This is a genomic window from Methylosinus sp. shoA, assembly GCF_059718125.1.
Window position 1 is genome coordinate 3232545 of sequence record NZ_AP046091.1, and the last position, 19626, is coordinate 3252170.

A 19626-nucleotide genomic window follows, 5' to 3' on the forward strand; every position below is an offset into this window, starting at 1 on the left:
GATGTATCAGCGGAAGTTGCGCGCCCTCACCTTGATCGTGTCGATGTGCAGATCGGGAATGTAGATGTCACGGGTGCGCAGGCCTTTCGGGGGCAGCTCACGCGGGTCGGGACCGCCACCCGCCGTAACTTGGTCGCCATGCCCGTGCGGCGGCGGAAACGGCACGTCGCGGCTGCCCAGCGTTGCTAGATCGGCCGACAGATCGGCGAGCTGCTGCGTAACCAGATGGACCACCTCCCCCTCACGCTGAGCGCGTCCGCGAACGGCCAGCATGCTGGCTCCCATCACGACACGGCGGAACTTCTCGAAGGTCTGTGCCCAGACGACGAGGTTCGCTATGCCGGTCTCGTCCTCGAGTGTGATGAACAGCACGCCCTTGGCGCTGCCGGGTCTTTGACGCACCAACACCAGACCGGCCGCCTCTAGCCATTGGCCGTCGCGCGCCGCCATCGCTTCCGCGCATGTCACGATGCGCCGGCGTCGAAGATCCTCGCGTAGGAATGACAATGGGTGCGCGCGGAGCGTGAGCCCGACATGGCCGTAGTCCTCGACGACTTCGCCGCCTGCCGTCATTGGCCACAGCGCCGCGGCGGGCTCATTCGCCTCGGGCGCGATCTTCTCCTCGCGGGCGGCAGCGGCGGCGAAGAGCGGCAGCGGCTCGTCGCGGAGACCCTTGATCGCCCACAGGGCCTCGCGGCGGACGGCGCCCAGGGTCGGACGGAAGGCGTCGGCCTCGGCGAGCCTCACGAGCGCGGTCGAGGGCACGCCGGCGCGGCGCCAGAGATCGTCGATCGAGGCGAAAGGCCGGTCGGCGCGCGAAGCGATGATCGCAGCGGCGTGGGCGTTCGTGAGACCTTTGACCATGCGCAGGCCCAGACGGACGGCGAAACGATCCTCGTCATCGGTCGGCTCCAGCGTGCAGTCCCAGCGCGAAGCATTGGCGCAGACTGGCCGAACATCGACGCCGTGCTCGATCGCGTCCCTGACGATCTGGGCGGGGGCGTAGAAGCCCATAGGCTGCGAATTGAGGAGCGCCGCGCAGAACACGTCCGGGTGCCTGCATTTGAGCCAGGCCGAGGCGTAGGCGATCAGCGCGAAAGAGGCCGCGTGGCTTTCCGGAAATCCGTAACTGCCGAAGCCTTCTAGCTGCTTGAACATTCGTTCGGCGAAGTCGCGATCGTAGCCGTTGGCGACCATTCCCTCGATGAGCTTGGTCCTGAACGAACTGACGCCGCCCGTGTGCTTGAAGGTCGCCATGGACTTGCGGAGCAAGTCGGCCTCACCCGGCGTGAAGCCGGCGCATTCGATGGCGACGCGCATCGCCTGTTCCTGGAAGAGCGGCACGCCCAAGGTCTTTCCCAGCACTTTCTCCAGCTCGGGCTTGGGATAATGGACCGGCTCGAGGCCTTCGCGGCGCCGGAGATAGGGATGCACCATGTCGCCCTGGATCGGGCCGGGCCGCACGATCGCGACCTGCACGATGAGGTCGTAATAGGTCCGGGGCTCGAGGCGCGGCAGCATCGACATCTGCGCACGAGATTCGATCTGGAAGGTGCCGAGCGTGTCAGCGCGGCGGATCATCGCATAGGTTTGTGGATCCTCGGCCGGGATGGTCGCGAGATCGAGATTGATGCCCTTGTGGTCGGCGAGCATGTCGAGGCCGCGCTTCATGCAGCTCAACATCCCCAAGGCGAGGACGTCGACCTTCATCATACGGAGCGCGTCGATATCGTCCTTGTCCCATTCGATCACTTGCCGCGCGTCCATTGCGGCTGGCTCGATCGGCGCCAGTTCGTCGAGCCTATCATGCGTCAGGACGAACCCGCCGGGATGCTGCGACAGGTGACGAGGCGCACCCATGAGCTGGCGCGCGAGATCGAGCGCCAAGCATAGACGCCGGTCGCCGAGGTTGAGGTTCAGACCCTCGACATGCTTCTGCTCGACGCCTTCCTCGGACCAGCCCCAGACCTGCGAGGAGAGCGTTCCGATCAGATCCTCGGGAAGGCCCAGCGCCTTGCCGACGTCGCGCAGCGCGCCCTTGGTGCGATAGCGGATGACTGTCGAGCAGAGGGCGGCATGGTCGCGGCCGTAGGTGTCGAACACCCATTGCATGACGATCTCACGCCGCTCATGCTCGAAATCGACGTCGATATCGGGCGGCTCGCGTCTCTCCTCCGAGACGAATCGCTCGAACAGCAGGTCGTTGCGGCCGGGGTCGATCGAGGTGATGCCTAGGACGTAGCAGACCGCTGAGTTGGCGGCGGACCCGCGCCCCTGGCAAAGGATATCCTTCGAGCGGGCAAAGCGAACGATCGAGTTGACCGTCAGGAAGTACGGCGCATAGCCGAGCTTCTCGATCAGCAGCAGCTCATGGAGGAGCGTCGCGCGCACATTGTCGGGAAGCCCCTCGGGATAGCGTCGGGCCGCGGCCTCCCAGGTCAGCTTCTCCAGCGTTTCCTGTGGCGTCAGCACGGGATCGTCGCGTTCCTCGGGATATTGATAGGCCAGTTCGTCGAGCGAGAAGCGGCAACGGTCGGCGATCTCGATCGTGCGCGCGAGCGCTTCCGGATAGCGACCGAACAGGCGATGCATCTCCTCGGGCGGCTTCAAGTAGCGATCGGCGTGGCGCTCGCGCCGATCGCCGAGCGCATCGATCGTGACATTGTGGCGGATACAGGTGACGACATCCTGCAGCATGCGCCGGCTGGGTTCGTGGAACAGGACGTCATTGGTGACGACAGTCGGCACACGCGACTGCGCGGCCAGGTTCGACAGCTCATGGAGCCGCAACTGATCGTTCGGGCGGCGGCGCAGCGTCAGCGCCATGTAGGACCGGTCGCCGAACGCCTTGCGCAGGCGCCGCAGGCGGAGGCCGCACTCGTCGTCGGCGTGGTCCGGCACGAGGACTGCGATCAGCCCTTCACCATAAGCGACGAGATCGCTCCATTCGAGCTGGCACTTGCCCTTGCCGGCGCGGCCCTTGCCGAGCGACAGTAGCCGGCAGAGCCGTGAATAGGATGGCCGGTCGGTCGGATAGATGAGGACCGAAATGCCGCCGGCGAGATCCAGACGACATCCGACGACGAGGCGCACGCCCGTCACCTTCGCCGCCTCATGGGCGCGCACGACGCCGGCCAGCGAGTTGCGGTCGACCACGGCCAGCGCCTCGACGCCGAGCAGCGCGGCTTGCGAGAACAGCTCCTCGGCCGAGGAGGCGCCGCGCAAGAAGGAGAAATGCGAGGTGACCTGCAATTCGGCGTAGCGCGGACCGCTCATCCGAACACTCCGTGCAGATACCAGCGGTGCGAGCCGGTGGCGGCGTCCTCGCCGTCCCCCGCGCGATAGATCCAATAGCGTTCGCCGGCTTCGTCCTCGACCCGGAAATAGTCGCGCACGGCGACGAGCTCGGCGTCGCGCTTCCACCATTCGCCGAAGACGCGCTCCGGGCCGTCGGCCCGCTTCACGCGCCGGCGCGCGCCGCGCCAGGTGAAAGACGCCGGCGGATGGTCGGGAAGCAGCGCGACGGTCTCGATCGGTTCGGGCTGGGACAGCAATCGCGCCGGACGCGGCCAATGGCCGGGCCATGTCGCTCCCGTCTCGGGCGCCATCGCCGGGATGCGGAGGACCGATCGTTCCGGGACGTCGCTGGCGACCGGGGCGACCCGGTAGACGAAGCGCGCGCCGACGCGATTGGCGAGGGTGTCCACCAGGTCGGAGACGTCGGGGGTCGTCTCCTCGATCAGGGCGCTCGCCATCTGGCCGTTTGCGAGCGGCTCGGCGAGGGTTGCAGTGAGGCTCATCGCCTCGATTCCGAAGCCGGGGTCGATGGTCTCGATCTTGTCGCAGAGCAGCCGGGCGAGGCGTTCGGCGTCCCTGACGGGCAGCGCCGTGCCGACGCGGACGGCCTGGGTGCGGTTATCGACGCGCTGGCAGATAAGATCGAGGCGGCGCGCGCCGAGCCCGCGCTCCTCGAGCGTCGCGCAGAGGTCGGTCGCCAGCTTGCGGATGTAGCGGGCGATGGTTTCCGCCGCTCCGATCGGCTCCGGAAAGGATCGGCGCGCTTCGACGGCATCGGGCGAACGAATCGGGTCGATCGGTTCGGCGAGGTCGCCGAGCGCCTGGTCGATCCGGCGGCCGAGCTCGGGACCGAAGCGCAGGGTGAGCGGCGCCCGCGGCGGGGCGAGCAGATCGCCGATCCGCTCGAAGCCGAGGACGCGGAGGTCGGCCGGCGTCGAGCCCGGAAGACGGAGGGCGGCGAGCGGCAGGGCCGCCAGCACGGACGCGCCATGCCCGGCTGGCGCGATCGTGGTCGGGCGGGCGACGAAGCGGGCGAGGGCGTGGGCCGCGCCCCGGCTATCGGCCACGGCCGCGCGCGCGGCGATGCCGGATAGGGCGAGCCGGCTGACCAGGGCGTCGAGCATCGCCTGCTCGCCGCCATGGAGATGGTCGGCGCCGGTCGAATCGATGACGATCCCGTCCGGCGGGTCCGTAGTGACGAGGGGGGCGAAGCGCCGGAGAACCCAGAGCGCCAGCCGCTCCAGCGCGTCAGCGTCGGCGGCAGGGTCGTGGTCCTGGACGATGAGGCCGGATACGAGAATCCGAGCCTTGATCGCGAGCATGCCGACGCGAAGGCCGGAGGCCTGGGCGGCGGCGTCGGCCGCCTTCACTACCCGCCTTTGTCCTTCCCGGCCGATCAGGACGAGCGGCGCCTCAGCCGGAGGCGCCGCGTCGCCGGCCTTTCGCCGCACCCGGTCGGTGGGCCAGGTCGGCAGGAAGAGCGAGACAACCCGCTGCATCGCACGCCTCCAGAATAAACTCTGCGCTTTCGCCCGCGCGGGCGCGGATCAGCTCAACCCGCCAGCGATGCCGTCCGACGCCCGGCGCCGGCAGCGGCGTCGAGGGTAGGACCGACACGCGCCACCTTGTCATCGCCGCAGTCGGTTGCCCGAAATCGGCTGTCTCCGTCTGCCGCCGCCAGCGGCGGAGCGCGATCCCGATCGTCTCGGTCCCTTCGGCGGCAAGCTGGAGTCGCCGTGAGGCGGTCATGGACAGTCGCGCGACTTCGGCGACGACGGCTCCGAGTCCGCCATGCCGGAGGCCTTCTTCCATGCAGGCCAGCGCGGTCTTGTCGTCGCCGGCCTCGACATAGATCACCCGGTCGCTGGCGAGCCCTGCCTGCGCCAGTGCCGGAGCAAACAGATCCGGGCGCGTGACGCACCACAGCACTTTCCCCTTGGTCCTGGCCGCCACGCCGGCGGCGAACAGAGCGGCGGCGGCGGCGACCGCGCCATTCCCGCCACCGGCGATCTCATGAAGAGCGCCGCGCGCCAATCCGCCGCCAGGGAGTCGCGAGTCCATCTCGGCGATTCCGAATGGAAGCACCGATTTCGCGCGCCGGCTTCGACCTTCGATCTTCTCGATTTGCGCGCGCAAGGACTCTATGGCGGGCCGCAAGTTCCTTGTTGACCTCCGGGGATGTTCGGCGTCATGTTCTCGAATTGTTCTACAACACGTCCCACGGAGTCAAGCCGCCGTCCAATCGGGTAGTGGGTCAGTTTGAATTTTGCCGCTCTTGACGGCAGCTCGCGTCGCCCTGATCTCTCCTGCTATGCATGGCGCAAAGCAGGAGGGGCCAGTGTCAGAGCTACGGTTTGGAAGAGCGCCGGAAAACGGCACGCAGGCGCTGGTGACATCCGGACACCCTGCGCCAACTTCCTTCCATGTCGAAATTCGAATCAATGGGCTCCTAACAGAAACGCGCCGCTTCCCTACCAGAGAAGCGGCTGAGAATTTCGCTTATTCGGTGACCGTCCATGCCGACCATGCCGACCGGCCCTAAAGGCGAGAAGCGCCCCGCCGACGCCATAGCACGCGCCGTGAAGGTCATGCGCATTTTGACAGGCGAAGAGCCGGAGGATTACGGCAACGCGCCAGCCAAGAACCAAGCCGCCGCCGAACTCGGCCGCAAAGGCGGGAAGAAGCGCGCCGAGAGCATGACGCCCGAGCGGCGCGCCGAGATCGCGAAAAAGGCGGCTGCGAAGAGGTGGCGGCCCGCTGGTTGACAAAACATGCATTTCGTCTGAAATGGTTGCGTAGGCAGCGACGCAACCATGGGAGGCGATTCGTGGTCAGCCCGGAAGATTTCATCAAGGATCAGTTCCCGATCAGTCAGAGGACGATTGTTCCTACCATTCTGCGCCAAGCCTATATGGCCGCGGCAGAACTCATTGCAGACCAGCCTATCCTGCAAGTTGTAAGTGCGGACGACAACGCAGGTCGAATCATATCGTGGGCGGTCGATTTTGGATTTGAGCGAGCGGTGAAGGGGGGCTCGCTCAAATGCGATTATGCGTGGACTGACTTTGCCCAGCCTACTGGTCGCTACCTGGAGCTACGCTTCAGCCATTCCACAGCATCAATTAGCCAAGTTTCCGACCCCTATCGACAGCCAAGGAACGTCGTATTTAGAGAGAATGCTCGGCTGCTGACGGCGCAGGGCGTGTTCGATCTGAAAGAATTACAGGACGAGCGGCGAGTCCGCGGCCTACCGCATTTTCTCTTGGTTCACGGCCATCAAAAATTGAATTTTGCGCACATTGGGGTTCCGAGTGCATCGTCGAGAACTAAATGGACATGGCTGTCAGAGAACTTAATGCGGATGCCGCACGAAATGTCGGGAGACGACAGGCCGCCTCCGGAGGATACTGATACCGACTTCGAGGGCGTCAATCTGTTGAAGGAGGACATCGAAAAGTGGATGCGCGACAATGGCAAATGACAACATTCTCCCCTTTCGTAGCGCCTCCGGAGCCGCCCTACCCGGGCGGCGTTTGATTCCTGAGCGCCTAATAGAGGCGCGCTACGCAGAACGCCTGACTCAGACAGAACTTGCGATACGTATAGGTGTATCGCGGCAAGCCGTTTCCGCCTACGAATCTGGCGAGAAATCGCCTGAGCCAGCGGTTCTTTTGAAAATTTCCGCCGAGTTAAAACAGCCGATTGCACATTTTACGAAAGAAACGCGTGCCTCGTTTGGCCGGCACAGCGCCAACTTCTTCAGAAAGAAAGGAGCCGATACAAAGCGTAGAAATCAAGCATGCGCGGTAATGGCCGAATGGTTCGCGAGCACGGCGTTTTCATTCGATATGATTGCTAATTTCCCACAAGTGAACATCCCAAGATTCGAGCCCGCTAATCCAGCGTCATCGACATACGAAGATGATGAAATAGAAGAATTAGCTGAGGCTGTAAGGAAGCACTTTTGTCTAGGGCTTGGACCAATATCAAATGTCGTGCGTCTTCTTGAGACAAATGGGGTAATAATTTGCCGTTATGTAATACACAAAGAAAATGTAGATGCATTTTCTTATTGGTCTGGTGATAGGCCGTTCGTGTTTTTGTCTTCTGATAAGGAAAGCGCGGCGCGGTCTCGCTTTGATGCTGCGCATGAACTCGCGCATCTATGCCTGCATCGGTGGGTCGGAGCTGATGAAATCGAGGACGAGGCGCGCTTGAAGCAGATAGAAGCTGAAGCGGATAAATTTGCCGGGGCATTTTTGTTGCCGAGGAAGTCATTCCCTCTTGAGGTGTATTCCCCGAGGGCCGAAAGCTTCATTGATCTAAAGGCTAGATGGAAGACATCGATACAAGCTATGATATATAGGTGCAAGGAGCTTGGCCTATTTGATGATAGGCAAGTGATAAATCTATACAAACAAATTTCATACAAGAAGTGGAGAACAACGGAGCCGCTCGATAAGGGCAGCGGCGCCATTCCGCTTGAAAGCCCTATGCTTCTAGCAAAGGTCGCAGAACTGGTTTTCAAGAGTGGGCGATATGCGGTTGACGAGTTCAAGGCTGACATCGCGTTGGATGATGAAGTCTTAGAGCAGCTTATCGGCGCGAAACTCCCGGTGCCATCCGAGGGCGGCGATTTCAGCCCGACATTAAAATGAATATCTATCTTGACGCAAGCGCGTGCGCGGAACCCCATTAAGGTCGACCGCGCGCTTCCTCGAGCATGGTAAGCCTGCGGTCCAGGCCGTCCATACGGGCTTCGCCGGCCGCGAGCTGCGTCAAGATGGTCGTTTGCTTCGTCAGCTCCGCCTCGACGTTATCGAGACGGCGGGCGCTGATCCTGGCCTCGGCCCTCATGGTCGCGAAAACCATGAGGCCACCGGCGGCAATTACCGCGACCTGCAAGAGGTCGCCGAGCCGAACGCTGAGGTCGAGCGACATGGATCAGCCTCCGGCGAGCGCGACGCTGCCGGCGACGGCGGCCGATCCGACCGCAGACAGAACGGCGATTCCCATGACGACGCGGGCGGGCGGAGCGCGGCAGGCGTCCAGAATGGCCGCCACGATCCACAGCGCGCCCTCGACGACGCGCGCCGCGACGGTCGGGCCGAAGACGATCAGGGCGGCGCCGGCCAAAAAATAGGCCGAGCCGGGCGAGGGGAGAAAGAGCGCGAGCAGGATCGCGCTCACGAAAGCGGGAGCGTTTCTCATATCTAAGCCTTTCTGGAAATTGCCGGGAAGCCGCCCGGCGCGGGAAGTCAGCGGCCGATGTTGAGGCCGCTCACGGCGTCGTCGACGCGCGCCATGGTGATTTTGTCGGCGGCGCGGATGGCGCGCCACGCGAGGTAGGCGATGAGCAGCGCGAGCAGCAGGCCGGCGACGAGCGGCCAGTAGCTCTTGATCAGCTCCATTACATGCGCGCCATGCTGGAGGCCCGCATAGGCGTCCTGCGCCTGTTGCAGCGCATCGCCGGCGCGCGCCGCGCTGTCCACGATATCCGCGCCCAAGACCGTCTTGGCGACGGCCTTGATAGCGTCGGCGCCGGCGATCGTGCGCGAGCCAGCGGCGCGGAGATAATCGACAGAGATCGACTCCTCGGCCGGCGGAAAGAACGTCGGGCCGGCCGTCGTCGAATCCGGGGCCGACGTGACAGTCTGGACGATAACCGGAGCGGGCTTCGGCGGCGCGCCAGTCGCTGCGAGGAACTGATCGCGCTCGCTCTTGCGGCGGCCCACGATCTCCGGCGGCTTGTTCCACATGAGCAGCGCGTCTGCCGCGCCCTTGTAGTCGCCGGCATTGAGGCGCTTGACGACGGTCGAGCCTTTGAAACCGCCGCAGCCGATGTTGAAACAGAACGACACCAGCGCGTCGAACTGCCCTTGCGACAGCGGCACGCGCACGGCGCTGTTCACCGCGTTCTCATACTGAACGAGATCGCGCGAGAGGATTTCGTCGACCTGCGCCTTGGTAATGACGAGGCCCGACGTCACGACAGGCGGGCCGGCCGCCGACGTGTGACCAACGCCGATCGTGAGCACGCCAACGCTGTCACGATAAGCTTTCGTGCGAGAGCCCTCGCGACGGATCAATTGGGCGCGGCCGTCCGCGCTCATTCGCATAGTCATATTTCACCTTTCTGGAATTTCGCGCATGCGCGCGAAGCGCCCGCCGGGATGGCGAGCGCGGAGGATCAGCCGGGATCACGGGAATGGTCGCCTTGGCACGGCTCCGCATTGCTCGACATCAACACACTATTATGCGCACTCTTGCTTGACAGAGACCGCCTTGGTGTGTATTAATATGCGTATTGATGGAGCGAGGCGCGATGCCGAAGATCGAGACCAGCACCCGCAAGATCATCGCCCGCCTCGAGCGGGAGGGATGGAGAAACATCGGCGGCGGATCGCACGATCGTTTCATCAATGACGCCAGGCCCGGTGTGATGATCCCGGTCCCGCGCCATCGTGATCTGACCCCCGGAACCGCTCGCTCCATCGCCAAGGCGGCCGGCTGGATCTAGGAGACACAGAATGCTGCGATACGTTGCAATTCTCGATGGTGGAGACCAGAATTGGGGCGTCCGTTTCCCCGACATTCCGGGATGCGTCGGGGCTGGCGAGAGTCCGGAGGCGGCGATCGAGAGCGCCGCCTCCGCGCTGCGCGATGTCGTCACCTATAAGCGCGATGGCGGGTTCGGGATTCCAAAGGCGAGCTCGGTGTCCGAAATCCTCGCATCCGGAGAGGTTGGGGCAGGCGAGACCACTGTTCTGATCCCTTTACTGCTCGATTCCGGCCGCACGGTTCGCGCCAATGTCACTTTCGATGCCGGCCTGCTCGAGGCGATCGATGAAACGGCAAGACGAAGCGGGGTGACTCGCTCGGCCTTTCTCGCGAGTGCAGCTCGCGAGAAAATCGCCACGGCCTGATATCGAAGGCCGAAGGCGAGCACGATTATTCGGGCGTGCCAGTGCGGCGGAGTGGTGGACTTTCCGGGGTGACCCGGCCTCATTGAAGCTCCGCCGTAGCCATCACCGCGCGACACAGCCGACACAGCATTCCCGGGCCGAACGCCCGGGCCTCATTGAAGCCAAGCCTTTCCGGGACTCACGCCCCGGAAAGGCTCCTCAGCGCCGGCCCATCTGGGTTGCGCCGACCGGCCCACTCGATCCTGTGGCTGATCTGTGGCATAGTTTGAGCCATTCGACATCCGAATGGAGCGAGTAGAGACGTGCGCAAGAAGATTTATGAAAGCGATGATGTTGTTGTCATCGCGGACCTGTTTGACGGCGTCAGAGACGTGATTATTTCATTCTCGGATTGGGGAACGGTAAAACAAGCTCTCGCGTTCGGCGATGGGGCAGTACAAAAGCGCGGCTACAGCGGCGTTTTCATAATTTCCACCTCCAACCATTGGTGGCAGATCGCCGATCGCGACGTGCTCTGCCGAGCGGTCAAAGCGACGTGCGCCGGGTTCGACCAGCGCATAGCCTATGGGATCAGCATGGGCGGCTATGGCGGGCTGTCGATGGGGAGCGCTATGGGCTGCACGCGTATACTGGCCATAGCGCCCCAGACGGTCATCTCGAAGCCGAATATCCTGTACCGACATTGGCGCGAGGAAATCGCCAAGCGACCGATCCTTTGGGATGATATCCCGGCGGCGCTCACCATCGTTCCCGAGATTTTCTACGATCCACATTGCGGGGTCGACGCCGCTCACGTCGAGCATCTGCGGAGCCGAAGCACGATACGCGAGCATGCGTTTCCGTTTGCCGGGCATAAATTTCTAAGGACCATGCGTGAGAGCGGTATTCTGAGCGAGTTCGTCTCACTGATATTCTCCGGAAACTACTGTTCAGAACAATTATACGATATATACTCTCGTCACTGCTCCGTATCATCGCAATATCATTATAATTTAGGTAAATACCACGTCGAACGCCGCGATCTCGTTCTCGCGATATCGGCGCTCGATGAACTTGAGCGACGAGGCGATCAATATGCCGAGAAGCTCAGAGACATGCTGAACATGCCGCAAACTAAAACCAGCGACCCTCCGCTCGCATCGTGATGATTTTTGAAATTCCAGAAGCCGCAGAGCTCGACACGCTCGGAACGATATGAGCTACTGTATTATCGCGTGACCGGACGCTGAAGGCGCATGAGTAGACAGCGCCGCCTCGCTCGACAGCACCCGTGACGATCGGCTTCGTGCCGAACTTGAATGGCACGGGGAATGTCCATGTATAATGCGACGCTGGCGTATACATCGATCCGTCCGCGGTCGTCCAATTGACTGATGTCTGATCAATTTCGAACGTGCAGACCATAGTGCCGTTGGCGAACTTTTCGAATTCGCCGTTGGCGTTCGAGCCTTTGAGGCTGGGAATTTGGATGAACACTCCAGTAGTAGCCGCAACTGTGTGGCCGGTGCTTTCAAAGTCTTCAACCGTCGGCGCGTAATCTAAATCGGTGATGGCGCTGACAAGACCGTGCGTCATCGTCGGCGTCGCCTGTCGATCGAACGCCTTACAACCACGCATTGCCGTTCGTGCGCCAGACCCGTGCTCAGTCCCGTTTGAGTCGATCTGAAACCCAGCTCTTGCGACGACACTCTGCCCTGTCGCGCCAGTATTGATGGCCCAGCAGTTGACGAGCAGATTACGATCCGTCGAATATGTCAGACTCGAGTTACCAGAAATAATGTAACTAGCGCCACACCCGACCGCTCTACAGCTATCGAATACGCACTCCTGCGCCGCATTCGCCATTTTGAATCCGAAAACATAGATATCTTCTGACACTCCGCCATAAACAATAACGCCACGATTCGGCGTCGGATTGTCGCCGCCGGTGAGATCGACTCCCTGGTCGCAATTTTTCACATACGGGCACATAATTATTATCGACGTATTTCGGCCGCCCGCGATGCCGCGAGTCCAGCGCGGAGTCGGCGTGCCGCTGAGGACTCCTGTCAGATTTATTACCTTTGGCCCCCAAATAACCAGTCCAGTGCAGAGTTCGACGTATATGCCGCCCATCTGGTCATTGGTCGCGGCCGCGCGGGAATACTTCATGTCATGCACATACGGCCTGATTACCGTCGATGTCGCGTCCAAGAATTGCAGGGTGATCCCCATGCCCGAATCGTCGCCCCAAACCTCCAAATCCTCGAGCCAGTGACCGACACCGTGTTCCACCCAAATGGCGACATTCGTGCTGTGCGCTCCGGTAGCTGGATCAGTGCCGTCGAGGAGCCCACCGTTCGTGCCATCGCCGTTTCTGTTCACTTTGACGCGGATCAGTTTGACCCTGTTCTTACCGCTCGAATACAGCGTCTTGAGCGTGAGCGATCCAGGCGCGAGCTGCTTGAAAGTGATATCTTGCATCCACTCATTGTGATTGAGCGTGCACTGTCCACTATAGCCATATGTTTTTCCACCGCCGTCCAGTGGCACGCCGAGGGCCAGAGCCGCCGTACGCGCAGCGTCGATCGCCGCGGTGTCATTGGCCACGCCATCGCCGACAGCGTAATAAGGCGCTTGGCGAGGATCGATCTTCGGGGACGCGAGAGCGAGCACGCCGCCGACGCCGGAGCCGAGGCCGGTGAAGGCGGTCGAAAGAGACGTCATGACGCGATTGCCAGCTCCCGTCGAGGCGACGGCCACGAACAATCCGAGTTCGCGCGACCAGCAGACAGAGCCCCAGTTATTATTGGCGGCGCTGGTCCGCGTCGCCCAATTGATTCCGTCCGGACTCGTCATCACCCGGTTGCCGGAGCCTGTGAAAGCCACGGCGACGAACAGCCCGATCTCACGCGCCCAGCAGACCGATGCCCATTGATTGTCAGCCGCGCTGGTCCGCGTCGCCCAATTGATCCCGTCCAGAGACGTCATCACTCGGTTGTTGGAACCGTCTATGGACACGGCGACGAGCAGCCCGAGCCCCGGCGACCAGCAGACCGAATACCATTGATTGTCCGCTGCGCTGGTTCTCGTCGTCCAGTTAATACCATCTGGACTCGTCATGACGCGATTGCCGGAGCCGGAATACGCGACCGCGACCAGAAGTCCGATCTCGCGCGCCCAGCAGACTGACCGCCAGTTATTATCCGCGGCGCTCGATCTCGATGTCCAATTGTTTCCGTCCGGAGACGTCATGACACGATTGCCGGAGCCGCCGTCCGACACGGCGACGAACAATCCTAGCTCGCGCGTCCAGCAGACGGACCTCCAGCTATTATTTGTCGCAGGCGTTCGCGTCGTCCATGTCTCGCCATCGGGAGAGGTCATGACGCCATTGCCGGAGCCGTTCGAGGCGACGGCGACGAGCAGTCTCAACTCTGGCGACCAACAGATCGAGCGCCAGCTAATATCCGCAGTGCTGGTCCGCGTCGTCCACGCAACGCCATCGGGACTCGTCATCACGCGGTTGCCCGTGCCTGTATTGGACACGGCAACGAACAGCCCGAGTTCACGAGACCAACAGACGGCGTTCCAGTCGTTATCAGCCGCACTTCTCGCCGATAGCCACGCACCGCTCGTGACGTGGTTACGCTGCACGACGTTCGCGCCGACGATTACGTCGCGCTCGTTGAGGGGAATCGTCGGATAGCCGCCGACTACATTCGCGGCTTTCGACAGCGCCGTCGCGACATTGGAGCCGAGGCCGGTGATGGCGCCGAGCGGCACGCCGACACAGTTTTCGAGATTGCCGCCGCTCGGCGTGTCGAGCGAGCCGCCGCCGACGAGTATTCCACCGGCCGAGCCGACATCTTGCACCAGCGCCGTCGCGACGCCTTCGCCGAGGTCGGGGAAGCCGGCCCCGACGATCGAGCCGACGCCGCTCGGGAGCAGATAGCTGTCGCCGATGTAATCCATCATCGCATCGGCCGCGGCGGCGCCCGCTGTGACCGATCCCGCCGCGTCGAAATGCGTGTTGTCGGGCGTCGGAAGGAGGGTCACCGCGGAGAAATCGAGACAAGTGACGCGATCGTCGGCCGCGTCGATCGCGAGCTGATCCGTGTGCACCGACGCGCTGTAATAGGCCGAGGCGGTCGGTATCGTGCCCATGACGATCGGCAGATCGGCGACGCCGGTGAAATCGCGCACGCCGGCGAACAGGGCTTCGGTGTCGACCCTGTAATAGGTCGGCGCCGCCTTGGCGTTCTCGCCTTGGTGCCAGAACAAGCCGAGCACGTTGAGACGGATCGCATGCTCTGCGCAGAAGGCTTGAAGCGCGAGAAATTTGTTCCGCAGCGCGTCGAACAGGCTCGGCGTGCCGCCCGGAAGAGCGCTCGACGGCGTATGCCAGGAACCGTCCGGATTGGCGCCCGCGTCGACGCCCGTTCCGCCCTGCGTGACGCGGCAGACGACGAGGTTCGGAATCGTTAACGCCATCTGCGCGCAGGCGACGTCGATAAACCCGAATTTCGAAGCGCCTGCCTGCCCGTCGGTCCAACTACCACCACACTGCGTGGAACCTACAGGAAACAGCCAGTAGGTGTTCGACAGTTCCTTGCCGTTCCAGTTCCAGACACCGGGGACGATCTTGTCGTCGTTCCATCCTGCTGGGGCGGCGCCATCGGTAAGTGCGGCACGCATGTCCGCATTGCTCTGTCCAGCAGCGAAGATGACATTGATCTGCGTCGGATAGCGCACATGCGCGCGCGCGTTGGTGTAGTCGATCAGCCAATCGCGGTCCTCATCCGAGATCGTTCCGGAGATGATCGTCAGATCATAGACGCGGATCGGAGCCGCCGGCAGCGCATTGCCGCGCGCGCCGAGATAGAACGCAGTGTCATCTGTCGCAGAGCCGATCGTGACAGCCGATAGAGCGTCCTTCGTGCGTCCGCCGAGACTCGTTCCGAGTTCTCGATTCCACCACAGATATGCCGCTTTGTCGCGCAGGCCGCGATCGACGAGAACAGTCGGAGCGCCGCCGATCGTAAATCCATCGCCGGCGCCGACGAACGACCTCAGGCCAGCGGTGTTGTTGTCGCCGGAGATCAGGCTCGATGTCCAGATCCATGCCGCCTGCGGCATCAATTGCCGATAACCGATGCAGACGCCGCCCTTCCACGTCGCCGACCCCAGACCGTGAATCTGCGTGCAGACATAGCGGACGTTCGTGACGGCGCCGACATTCATCTCGACCCAGCGCTTGCCGCCGGACTCGCGATAGACGCCGAGCGCGGTCGGATCAACGGCGGACAATATCGCGCGTTCGCCGGCGCTGACGGCCACGTCATCGAAATCGACGACACCGGCGCCACCTGCGCAGGTCAAATGCAGGTAGACGGTCTCATTCGCGTCTGGGACATAGGTGAGCACGACCAATCCGCTTGCGCCGGCTGCGAGCGACTTGATTCCCTTCGACGTCGCGTTCGCGGCGGTTCCGGTGCGTAAAACGATCGAGCATTGCGCCGTCGCGCCGGAAATCCAAGTCGCTTGCGCTGTGATCGTGTAGAGCCGGCCCGCTGTGAGGGAGATCGCCTGCGAGATCGACGTCACTGTGGTCGTTCGCGTGACACGCGCCTTGCCTGCAGTCCACGCAGCTGAGCCGCCGCTCCCGGACGCGAGCGTCCAACTCGCTATGTCGGCGTCGAACCGCGCATTGGCGATGGCTACGAGCTCGGAAAACAAGCCGAGATTATCCTTCGCGACCATCGCATAGACGGGATCGCCGTCGGATGTGACCGGAGTCGTGAGAGACGCGTCCTGAAATATCGTGCTCTTGTCCGACGGATCGAACCAATAGACGCTCGTCTGGAGATCGATCGGCCGTTTGTTCGAGAGCAGCGCGCGATTCGTCGGCACAACCGCTAGGCGGGCTCCGGTGTCGTACCATCCGAGCGGAGGGTCGACATCGATGTCCATCGCGATTTCGATGCCGGGAGGTAGTGTCGAGTGGGCGCCGAGAATCGCGCGCAATCGCGCGTCTTCCTCCGCTCGCGTCGCCGCCTCCGCCGTATCTGCGCTCGATCGCGCCGCGATCTCTGCATCGAGGGCGGATTGCGAGACCGAGCCGAAGAACAGATCGGCTTGCTTCGTGCCCCAATTGCCGGAGCCGGATGCGCCCGTTTTCTTGTAGAATCCATTATACGCCGCCGTCGGATCGGCGATGACGACGCCCCATGTGCCGGCGGCGTGCGCGAGATCAGCAAAGAGCAGCGTTCGTGTCGTCTGGACGACCATGCCGGCAGCGCCGAGCGCCTGCAGGATGGCGTCCATCTCCTGATTGCATCGGGCCTCATAGGCGCGGATTTCGGACTTCGACGGCTCGTTCGGCCCGCTCGATTGCACTCCATCCACCACGAAGTCGCGATAGACCGCCTTCGCAATTTCCTGCCGAGTCGTCATTCAATGCTCCATGTCAGGGCGCGACGACACGGGCGTGCGCGCAATTGCGCGCCGCCGAGCGACGTTGCGTCGATTCAGTTGTCAGGTGATTGTGATGGTCGCCGTCGCGCTGATTGCGCTGACCTGTCCAGTTGGCGAGACGAACCAAGCCTGGACTTCGTAATCTCCGGCCGTCACGGGGCCGTATTGACGCGCCCATTGGCCGAGCACGTCGGTCATGACGACCCAAGCCGCTTCTGGGATTTCGACGTGGCGAGCTCGGAATTGAGCGATGAGCGTTTCGTTGTCGGGCGCCGTGACAGACGCCTGGATATACTCGTTGCTCGATATCGTGACCTGGGAGAGCGTCGGCGTTGCCGGCGTCGGGATGTCGCCTGGAGAGACGATCGGCGTCGAGAGGTCCGCCGCGATCGGGTCCCGCGGCGGAATGAGGTCATCGAAAGCGTCGCTCTCCAGCTCGACGACCTGCATCGTCCAGCGGTGCATCTGTTGCTCGAACCGGAGAGGGCCGTCGATCCAGAAATCGCCGACGATGCCAGCTTCGGCGCATTCGAGGCGGATGACGCGCTTACGGCGCGCCCGGAGAAACGTCCACGATCCGATCAGCGTCAGGCGACGCTTGATATTGGTCCGGCGCATCGCGCGGTGGGAGAGACGATAGCTCTGCGAGAACGATTGCACGCCATCCTGCGGAAGCTGCTTCGTGAAATCACCGATACGCGCGAATGCAGCCTCGTCGATGACTTCCGGTGCGGAGCCGCGCTGATAGTTCGATCGCGGCTCGACATAGACGCCGACGAATTTCGAGCTGGCCGCATAAGGTCCGCCGACGACATCCTCGACGATCGTGGAGATGTCGCGCAGCGTGAAGGTGACGGTCGGCGTGAGAGGCTGGAAGATCCAATAGGCGAGCTTGCCATCGGGGTCTTCGTAGGCCGTGCCGTCGCACGAGATGTCGAAGATGTCCTCGACATCGCGGCGCTCCATCGCCGTGTTCCATTGCATGCCGCAGCGCGCGAACGGCTCCGTGCCGCCACCGAACTTCTCGACGAGACGGTCGCAATAGTCGGCCGCATCCGCGAAGCTCTGCCAGTTGATCTCGTCATAGCCACGCCGGTATCCGTCCGGGTGCGTCGCATGCCATGCGCGTCCGATCGGCGGGTTCTGCGACCACGCCCAGGTCGATTTGTCGGCGAAGCTCTGTTCTTCGTCGCGAGGATCATAGACGAGCGCGGCGCGGCGCAAGACTCGGAACTTTGGCCAGCCCTCGGGGTAGACATTCAGACGATCGGTGAGGTTGAACTTCGTCGCCACCGCGTAGAGCATCGAGAGGCCGCAGGCCTTATGACTGGCGCCCCAATTGATGACAGTATCCTGATACGAAGGACGCGCGTTTAACGGATGATCGCCGAAAAACTCACGCAGCAGAGTCGACGGCCTGCCTTCTGGCGTAGCGTTGCGGAACTCGACGAATATTGCTGGTGCAAATCCGATCGGAACTTGCTGCGACGCTCCGCCGGAATAGACCCAGGAGTAGAGGTTCGCGTATTTCAGGCCAGTGTTTGGCCACTGCACCCCCTCGCCAAAATCGACGCTCACTATCGTCGTTGTCGTCGACCCCTCACCATAGTTCGCAGGGCCGGACGACAGCGCCAGAAGCTCATTGTCGGCATAGATCGCCTGGATACCATCGATGCGCCCGCAATCGATGACGATTTCGTAGCCGAGCCAGCCGTTTTCGACCTCCCAGAATTGGTAGTCGCCGCCGTCCGACACGAGCCCGAAGCCATAGAAGCGGTTCGCGATCGGGTTCGCGCGCGTCGTGAGAGTCTGGGCCTGCGGAAGCTGGGGTAGGGCGCCTTGCTGGCGGTTGCGGGAGGCCAGCGCAGCCCCGACACCGACCGTAATCCCGGTGACGAGCAGAGAGGCCCCGAGCGTCGCGAACGTCGCGCTAACGGTAATGCCGGCGGCGGTGCCAACTGCGGTAATCGCGCTGGCGATCAGCGGGACGACGACCTGAGGCACTCAGACTCTCCACGCTGCGACGATGACGGGCTCCGTCACGATCGTGAGCCGCCCGAAAGAGGCGGCGACCGCGCCGACATCCGACATCATGCCGAGCAGGGGCTCCGCGCCGTCCTGCCCGAACAGGATGACATCGCCCGTGCGCGCCTCGGCCGGCTCGATGCGCGTGGCGCCGATGATCTCGGCCGCCGCGTGCGCCCCCGCCTCCATCCCGCGCTTCCAAAGCTCGACCTGCTCATGCCGCAGGATCGGCACGGCGACGCCGCGCGCGCGCAGCACGTCCGCCACGGCCTCGCTGCAAAGCGTCCGCCGCCCCAGAGAGGCGCGGAAGGAAGCGACGATCGGGTCCATGCTCAGAACGTCAGCGGCCGAGAGAACTGCACGAGCCCCCCGCGCTCGAGCGCGAGGTCGCCCGCCTCGGGATAGCGGGCCTGCTGGTCGTCGTGCGTAAGGAGCCCATGCGCGGCGCGCCAGCGGATGGCTCCAATGGGCTCCATCGTGAGGATGATTGTCGAGGTCTGCGTCTCGTAATCGATCGTGCGGCGCATCTTGTCCATTTCGCGCGTCGCCTCGAGCGACATCGCGGCCAGCACCCATTCCTCGCCCTTGTTTCCGGTACCGAAGCCGAGGAAGTAGACTTCTGCCTTGCGACCGCGCACTTCGTCCGCTTGGTCGGCCGAGAGCGCGAAGTACTCCGGCCTCAGGCCGGAGAGTTCAATCGTCGTCGTCTGCTTCGGCATGATGAGACCGATCTCGAGGCCTTTGATCGTGCCGACAGCGTTGACCCCTTCGAATATGCGATCCGGTGCTTTGACCGGGCCTCGGCCCGGCCAGATGTGCATTGTCTGCGAAGCGAAATGCAACGTGAAGCCGATGGAGGCGCGTAGCGGGGCTTTGCGGTCCTGCCGATCGAGCCAGTCGTCGAAGTCGATCAGCGCCACGA

16 protein-coding genes are annotated in these 19626 nt (G+C 62.9%); 6 read left to right on the forward strand and 10 right to left on the reverse strand.

What is annotated here, in order from left to right; genetic code table 11:
* Positions 1 to 6: 6 nt before the first annotated feature.
* From AC6IW9_RS14745 to AC6IW9_RS14755, 3 genes are read right to left on the reverse strand one after another with little or no spacing between them, the layout of a single operon-like run.
* Positions 7 to 3276, reverse strand: a complete 3270-nt coding sequence (locus AC6IW9_RS14745; protein WP_497764656.1) for an error-prone DNA polymerase — start codon at positions 3274 to 3276, stop codon at positions 7 to 9.
* A complete protein-coding gene (locus AC6IW9_RS14750) occupies positions 3273 to 4796 on the reverse strand; it encodes a DUF6504 family protein (RefSeq protein WP_497764658.1) in 1524 nt (507 codons plus the stop codon). The genes AC6IW9_RS14745 and AC6IW9_RS14750 overlap by 4 nt, the downstream gene beginning before the upstream one ends.
* Positions 4711 to 5433 carry an ImuA family protein gene (locus AC6IW9_RS14755; RefSeq protein ID WP_497764660.1) on the reverse strand — a complete coding sequence of 241 codons (723 nt, stop codon included), beginning with the start codon at positions 5431 to 5433 and terminating at the stop codon, positions 4711 to 4713. The genes AC6IW9_RS14750 and AC6IW9_RS14755 overlap by 86 nt, the downstream gene beginning before the upstream one ends.
* A gap of 380 nt (positions 5434 to 5813) precedes the next feature.
* Between AC6IW9_RS14755 and AC6IW9_RS14760 the strand changes: the two genes are divergently transcribed.
* The 3 genes from AC6IW9_RS14760 (at position 5814) to AC6IW9_RS14770 (ending at position 7955) form a co-directional block, all read left to right on the forward strand.
* Positions 5814 to 6062, forward strand: a complete 249-nt coding sequence (locus tag AC6IW9_RS14760) for an RNA-binding protein (protein ID WP_497764663.1) — start codon at positions 5814 to 5816, stop codon at positions 6060 to 6062.
* Positions 6063 to 6124: 62 nt separating this feature from the next.
* Complete coding sequence (locus AC6IW9_RS14765; protein ID WP_497764665.1) at positions 6125 to 6778, forward strand: hypothetical protein; 654 nt, start codon at positions 6125 to 6127, stop codon at positions 6776 to 6778.
* Entirely contained in the window at positions 6768 to 7955 is a 1188-nt protein-coding gene (locus AC6IW9_RS14770) for an ImmA/IrrE family metallo-endopeptidase (RefSeq protein ID WP_497764666.1), read from the forward strand. Before AC6IW9_RS14765 ends, AC6IW9_RS14770 begins: the two co-directional genes overlap by 11 nt.
* 37 nt (positions 7956 to 7992) lie before the next feature.
* Here AC6IW9_RS14770 and AC6IW9_RS14775 read toward each other — a convergent pair whose 3' ends face one another.
* From AC6IW9_RS14775 to AC6IW9_RS14785, 3 genes are read right to left on the reverse strand one after another with little or no spacing between them, the layout of a single operon-like run.
* On the reverse strand, positions 7993 to 8238 hold the full coding sequence (locus tag AC6IW9_RS14775) for a hypothetical protein (RefSeq protein WP_497764667.1): 246 nt from the start codon (positions 8236 to 8238) through the stop codon (positions 7993 to 7995).
* Between the two features lie 3 nt (positions 8239 to 8241).
* Positions 8242 to 8508, reverse strand: a complete 267-nt coding sequence (locus AC6IW9_RS14780; protein WP_497764668.1) for a hypothetical protein — start codon at positions 8506 to 8508, stop codon at positions 8242 to 8244.
* A gap of 47 nt (positions 8509 to 8555) precedes the next feature.
* Entirely contained in the window at positions 8556 to 9335 is a 780-nt protein-coding gene (locus AC6IW9_RS14785; protein WP_497764669.1) for a lysozyme, read from the reverse strand.
* Positions 9336 to 9622: 287 nt separating this feature from the next.
* Between AC6IW9_RS14785 and AC6IW9_RS14790 the strand changes: the two genes are divergently transcribed.
* The 3 genes from AC6IW9_RS14790 (at position 9623) to AC6IW9_RS14800 (ending at position 11368) form a co-directional block, all read left to right on the forward strand.
* Positions 9623 to 9817 (forward strand): type II toxin-antitoxin system HicA family toxin, encoded by a 195-nt coding sequence (locus AC6IW9_RS14790; protein ID WP_497764671.1) that lies wholly within the window; start codon positions 9623 to 9625, stop codon positions 9815 to 9817.
* 10 nt (positions 9818 to 9827) lie between these two features.
* Positions 9828 to 10223: a type II toxin-antitoxin system HicB family antitoxin gene (locus tag AC6IW9_RS14795; RefSeq protein WP_497764673.1), complete on the forward strand. Its 396-nt coding sequence runs from the start codon at positions 9828 to 9830 to the stop codon at positions 10221 to 10223.
* 302 nt (positions 10224 to 10525) lie between these two features.
* On the forward strand, positions 10526 to 11368 hold the full coding sequence (locus AC6IW9_RS14800) for a hypothetical protein (RefSeq protein ID WP_497764674.1): 843 nt from the start codon (positions 10526 to 10528) through the stop codon (positions 11366 to 11368).
* Here the strand turns inward: AC6IW9_RS14800 and AC6IW9_RS14805 are convergent.
* The 4 genes from AC6IW9_RS14805 to AC6IW9_RS14820 all read right to left on the reverse strand — a co-directional run bounded on the left by AC6IW9_RS14805 (position 11337) and on the right by AC6IW9_RS14820 (position 19624).
* Positions 11337 to 16658, reverse strand: a complete 5322-nt coding sequence (locus AC6IW9_RS14805) for a sialate O-acetylesterase (protein WP_497764675.1) — start codon at positions 16656 to 16658, stop codon at positions 11337 to 11339. The two genes, AC6IW9_RS14800 and AC6IW9_RS14805, sit on opposite strands and share 32 nt — an antisense overlap.
* Positions 16659 to 16739: 81 nt before the next feature.
* Positions 16740 to 18683 carry a hypothetical protein gene (locus AC6IW9_RS14810; protein WP_497764677.1) on the reverse strand — a complete coding sequence of 648 codons (1944 nt, stop codon included), beginning with the start codon at positions 18681 to 18683 and terminating at the stop codon, positions 16740 to 16742.
* Positions 18684 to 19034 carry a hypothetical protein gene (locus tag AC6IW9_RS14815; protein ID WP_497764678.1) on the reverse strand — a complete coding sequence of 117 codons (351 nt, stop codon included), beginning with the start codon at positions 19032 to 19034 and terminating at the stop codon, positions 18684 to 18686.
* Between the two features lie 2 nt (positions 19035 to 19036).
* Positions 19037 to 19624, reverse strand: coding sequence for a hypothetical protein (locus AC6IW9_RS14820; protein WP_497764679.1), 588 nt, complete (start codon positions 19622 to 19624; stop codon positions 19037 to 19039).
* Between the last annotated feature and the right edge of the window lie 2 nt (positions 19625 to 19626).

What these genes read in the sequence shown, in the direction of transcription:
- AC6IW9_RS14770 (WP_497764666.1), top strand. Translation starts at nt 6,768, where the DNA reads ATGGCAAATGACAACATTCTCCCCTTTCGTAGCGCCTCCGGAGCCGCC.
- AC6IW9_RS14745 (WP_497764656.1), bottom strand. Translation starts at nt 3,276, where the DNA reads ATGAGCGGTCCGCGCTACGCCGAATTGCAGGTCACCTCGCATTTCTCC.
- AC6IW9_RS14775 (WP_497764667.1), bottom strand. Translation starts at nt 8,238, where the DNA reads ATGTCGCTCGACCTCAGCGTTCGGCTCGGCGACCTCTTGCAGGTCGCG.
- AC6IW9_RS14790 (WP_497764671.1), top strand. Translation starts at nt 9,623, where the DNA reads ATGCCGAAGATCGAGACCAGCACCCGCAAGATCATCGCCCGCCTCGAG.
- AC6IW9_RS14780 (WP_497764668.1), bottom strand. Translation starts at nt 8,508, where the DNA reads ATGAGAAACGCTCCCGCTTTCGTGAGCGCGATCCTGCTCGCGCTCTTT.
- AC6IW9_RS14805 (WP_497764675.1), bottom strand. Translation starts at nt 16,658, where the DNA reads ATGACGACTCGGCAGGAAATTGCGAAGGCGGTCTATCGCGACTTCGTG.
- AC6IW9_RS14760 (WP_497764663.1), top strand. Translation starts at nt 5,814, where the DNA reads ATGCCGACCATGCCGACCGGCCCTAAAGGCGAGAAGCGCCCCGCCGAC.
- AC6IW9_RS14795 (WP_497764673.1), top strand. Translation starts at nt 9,828, where the DNA reads ATGCTGCGATACGTTGCAATTCTCGATGGTGGAGACCAGAATTGGGGC.
- AC6IW9_RS14750 (WP_497764658.1), bottom strand. Translation starts at nt 4,796, where the DNA reads ATGCAGCGGGTTGTCTCGCTCTTCCTGCCGACCTGGCCCACCGACCGG.
- AC6IW9_RS14815 (WP_497764678.1), bottom strand. Translation starts at nt 19,034, where the DNA reads ATGGACCCGATCGTCGCTTCCTTCCGCGCCTCTCTGGGGCGGCGGACG.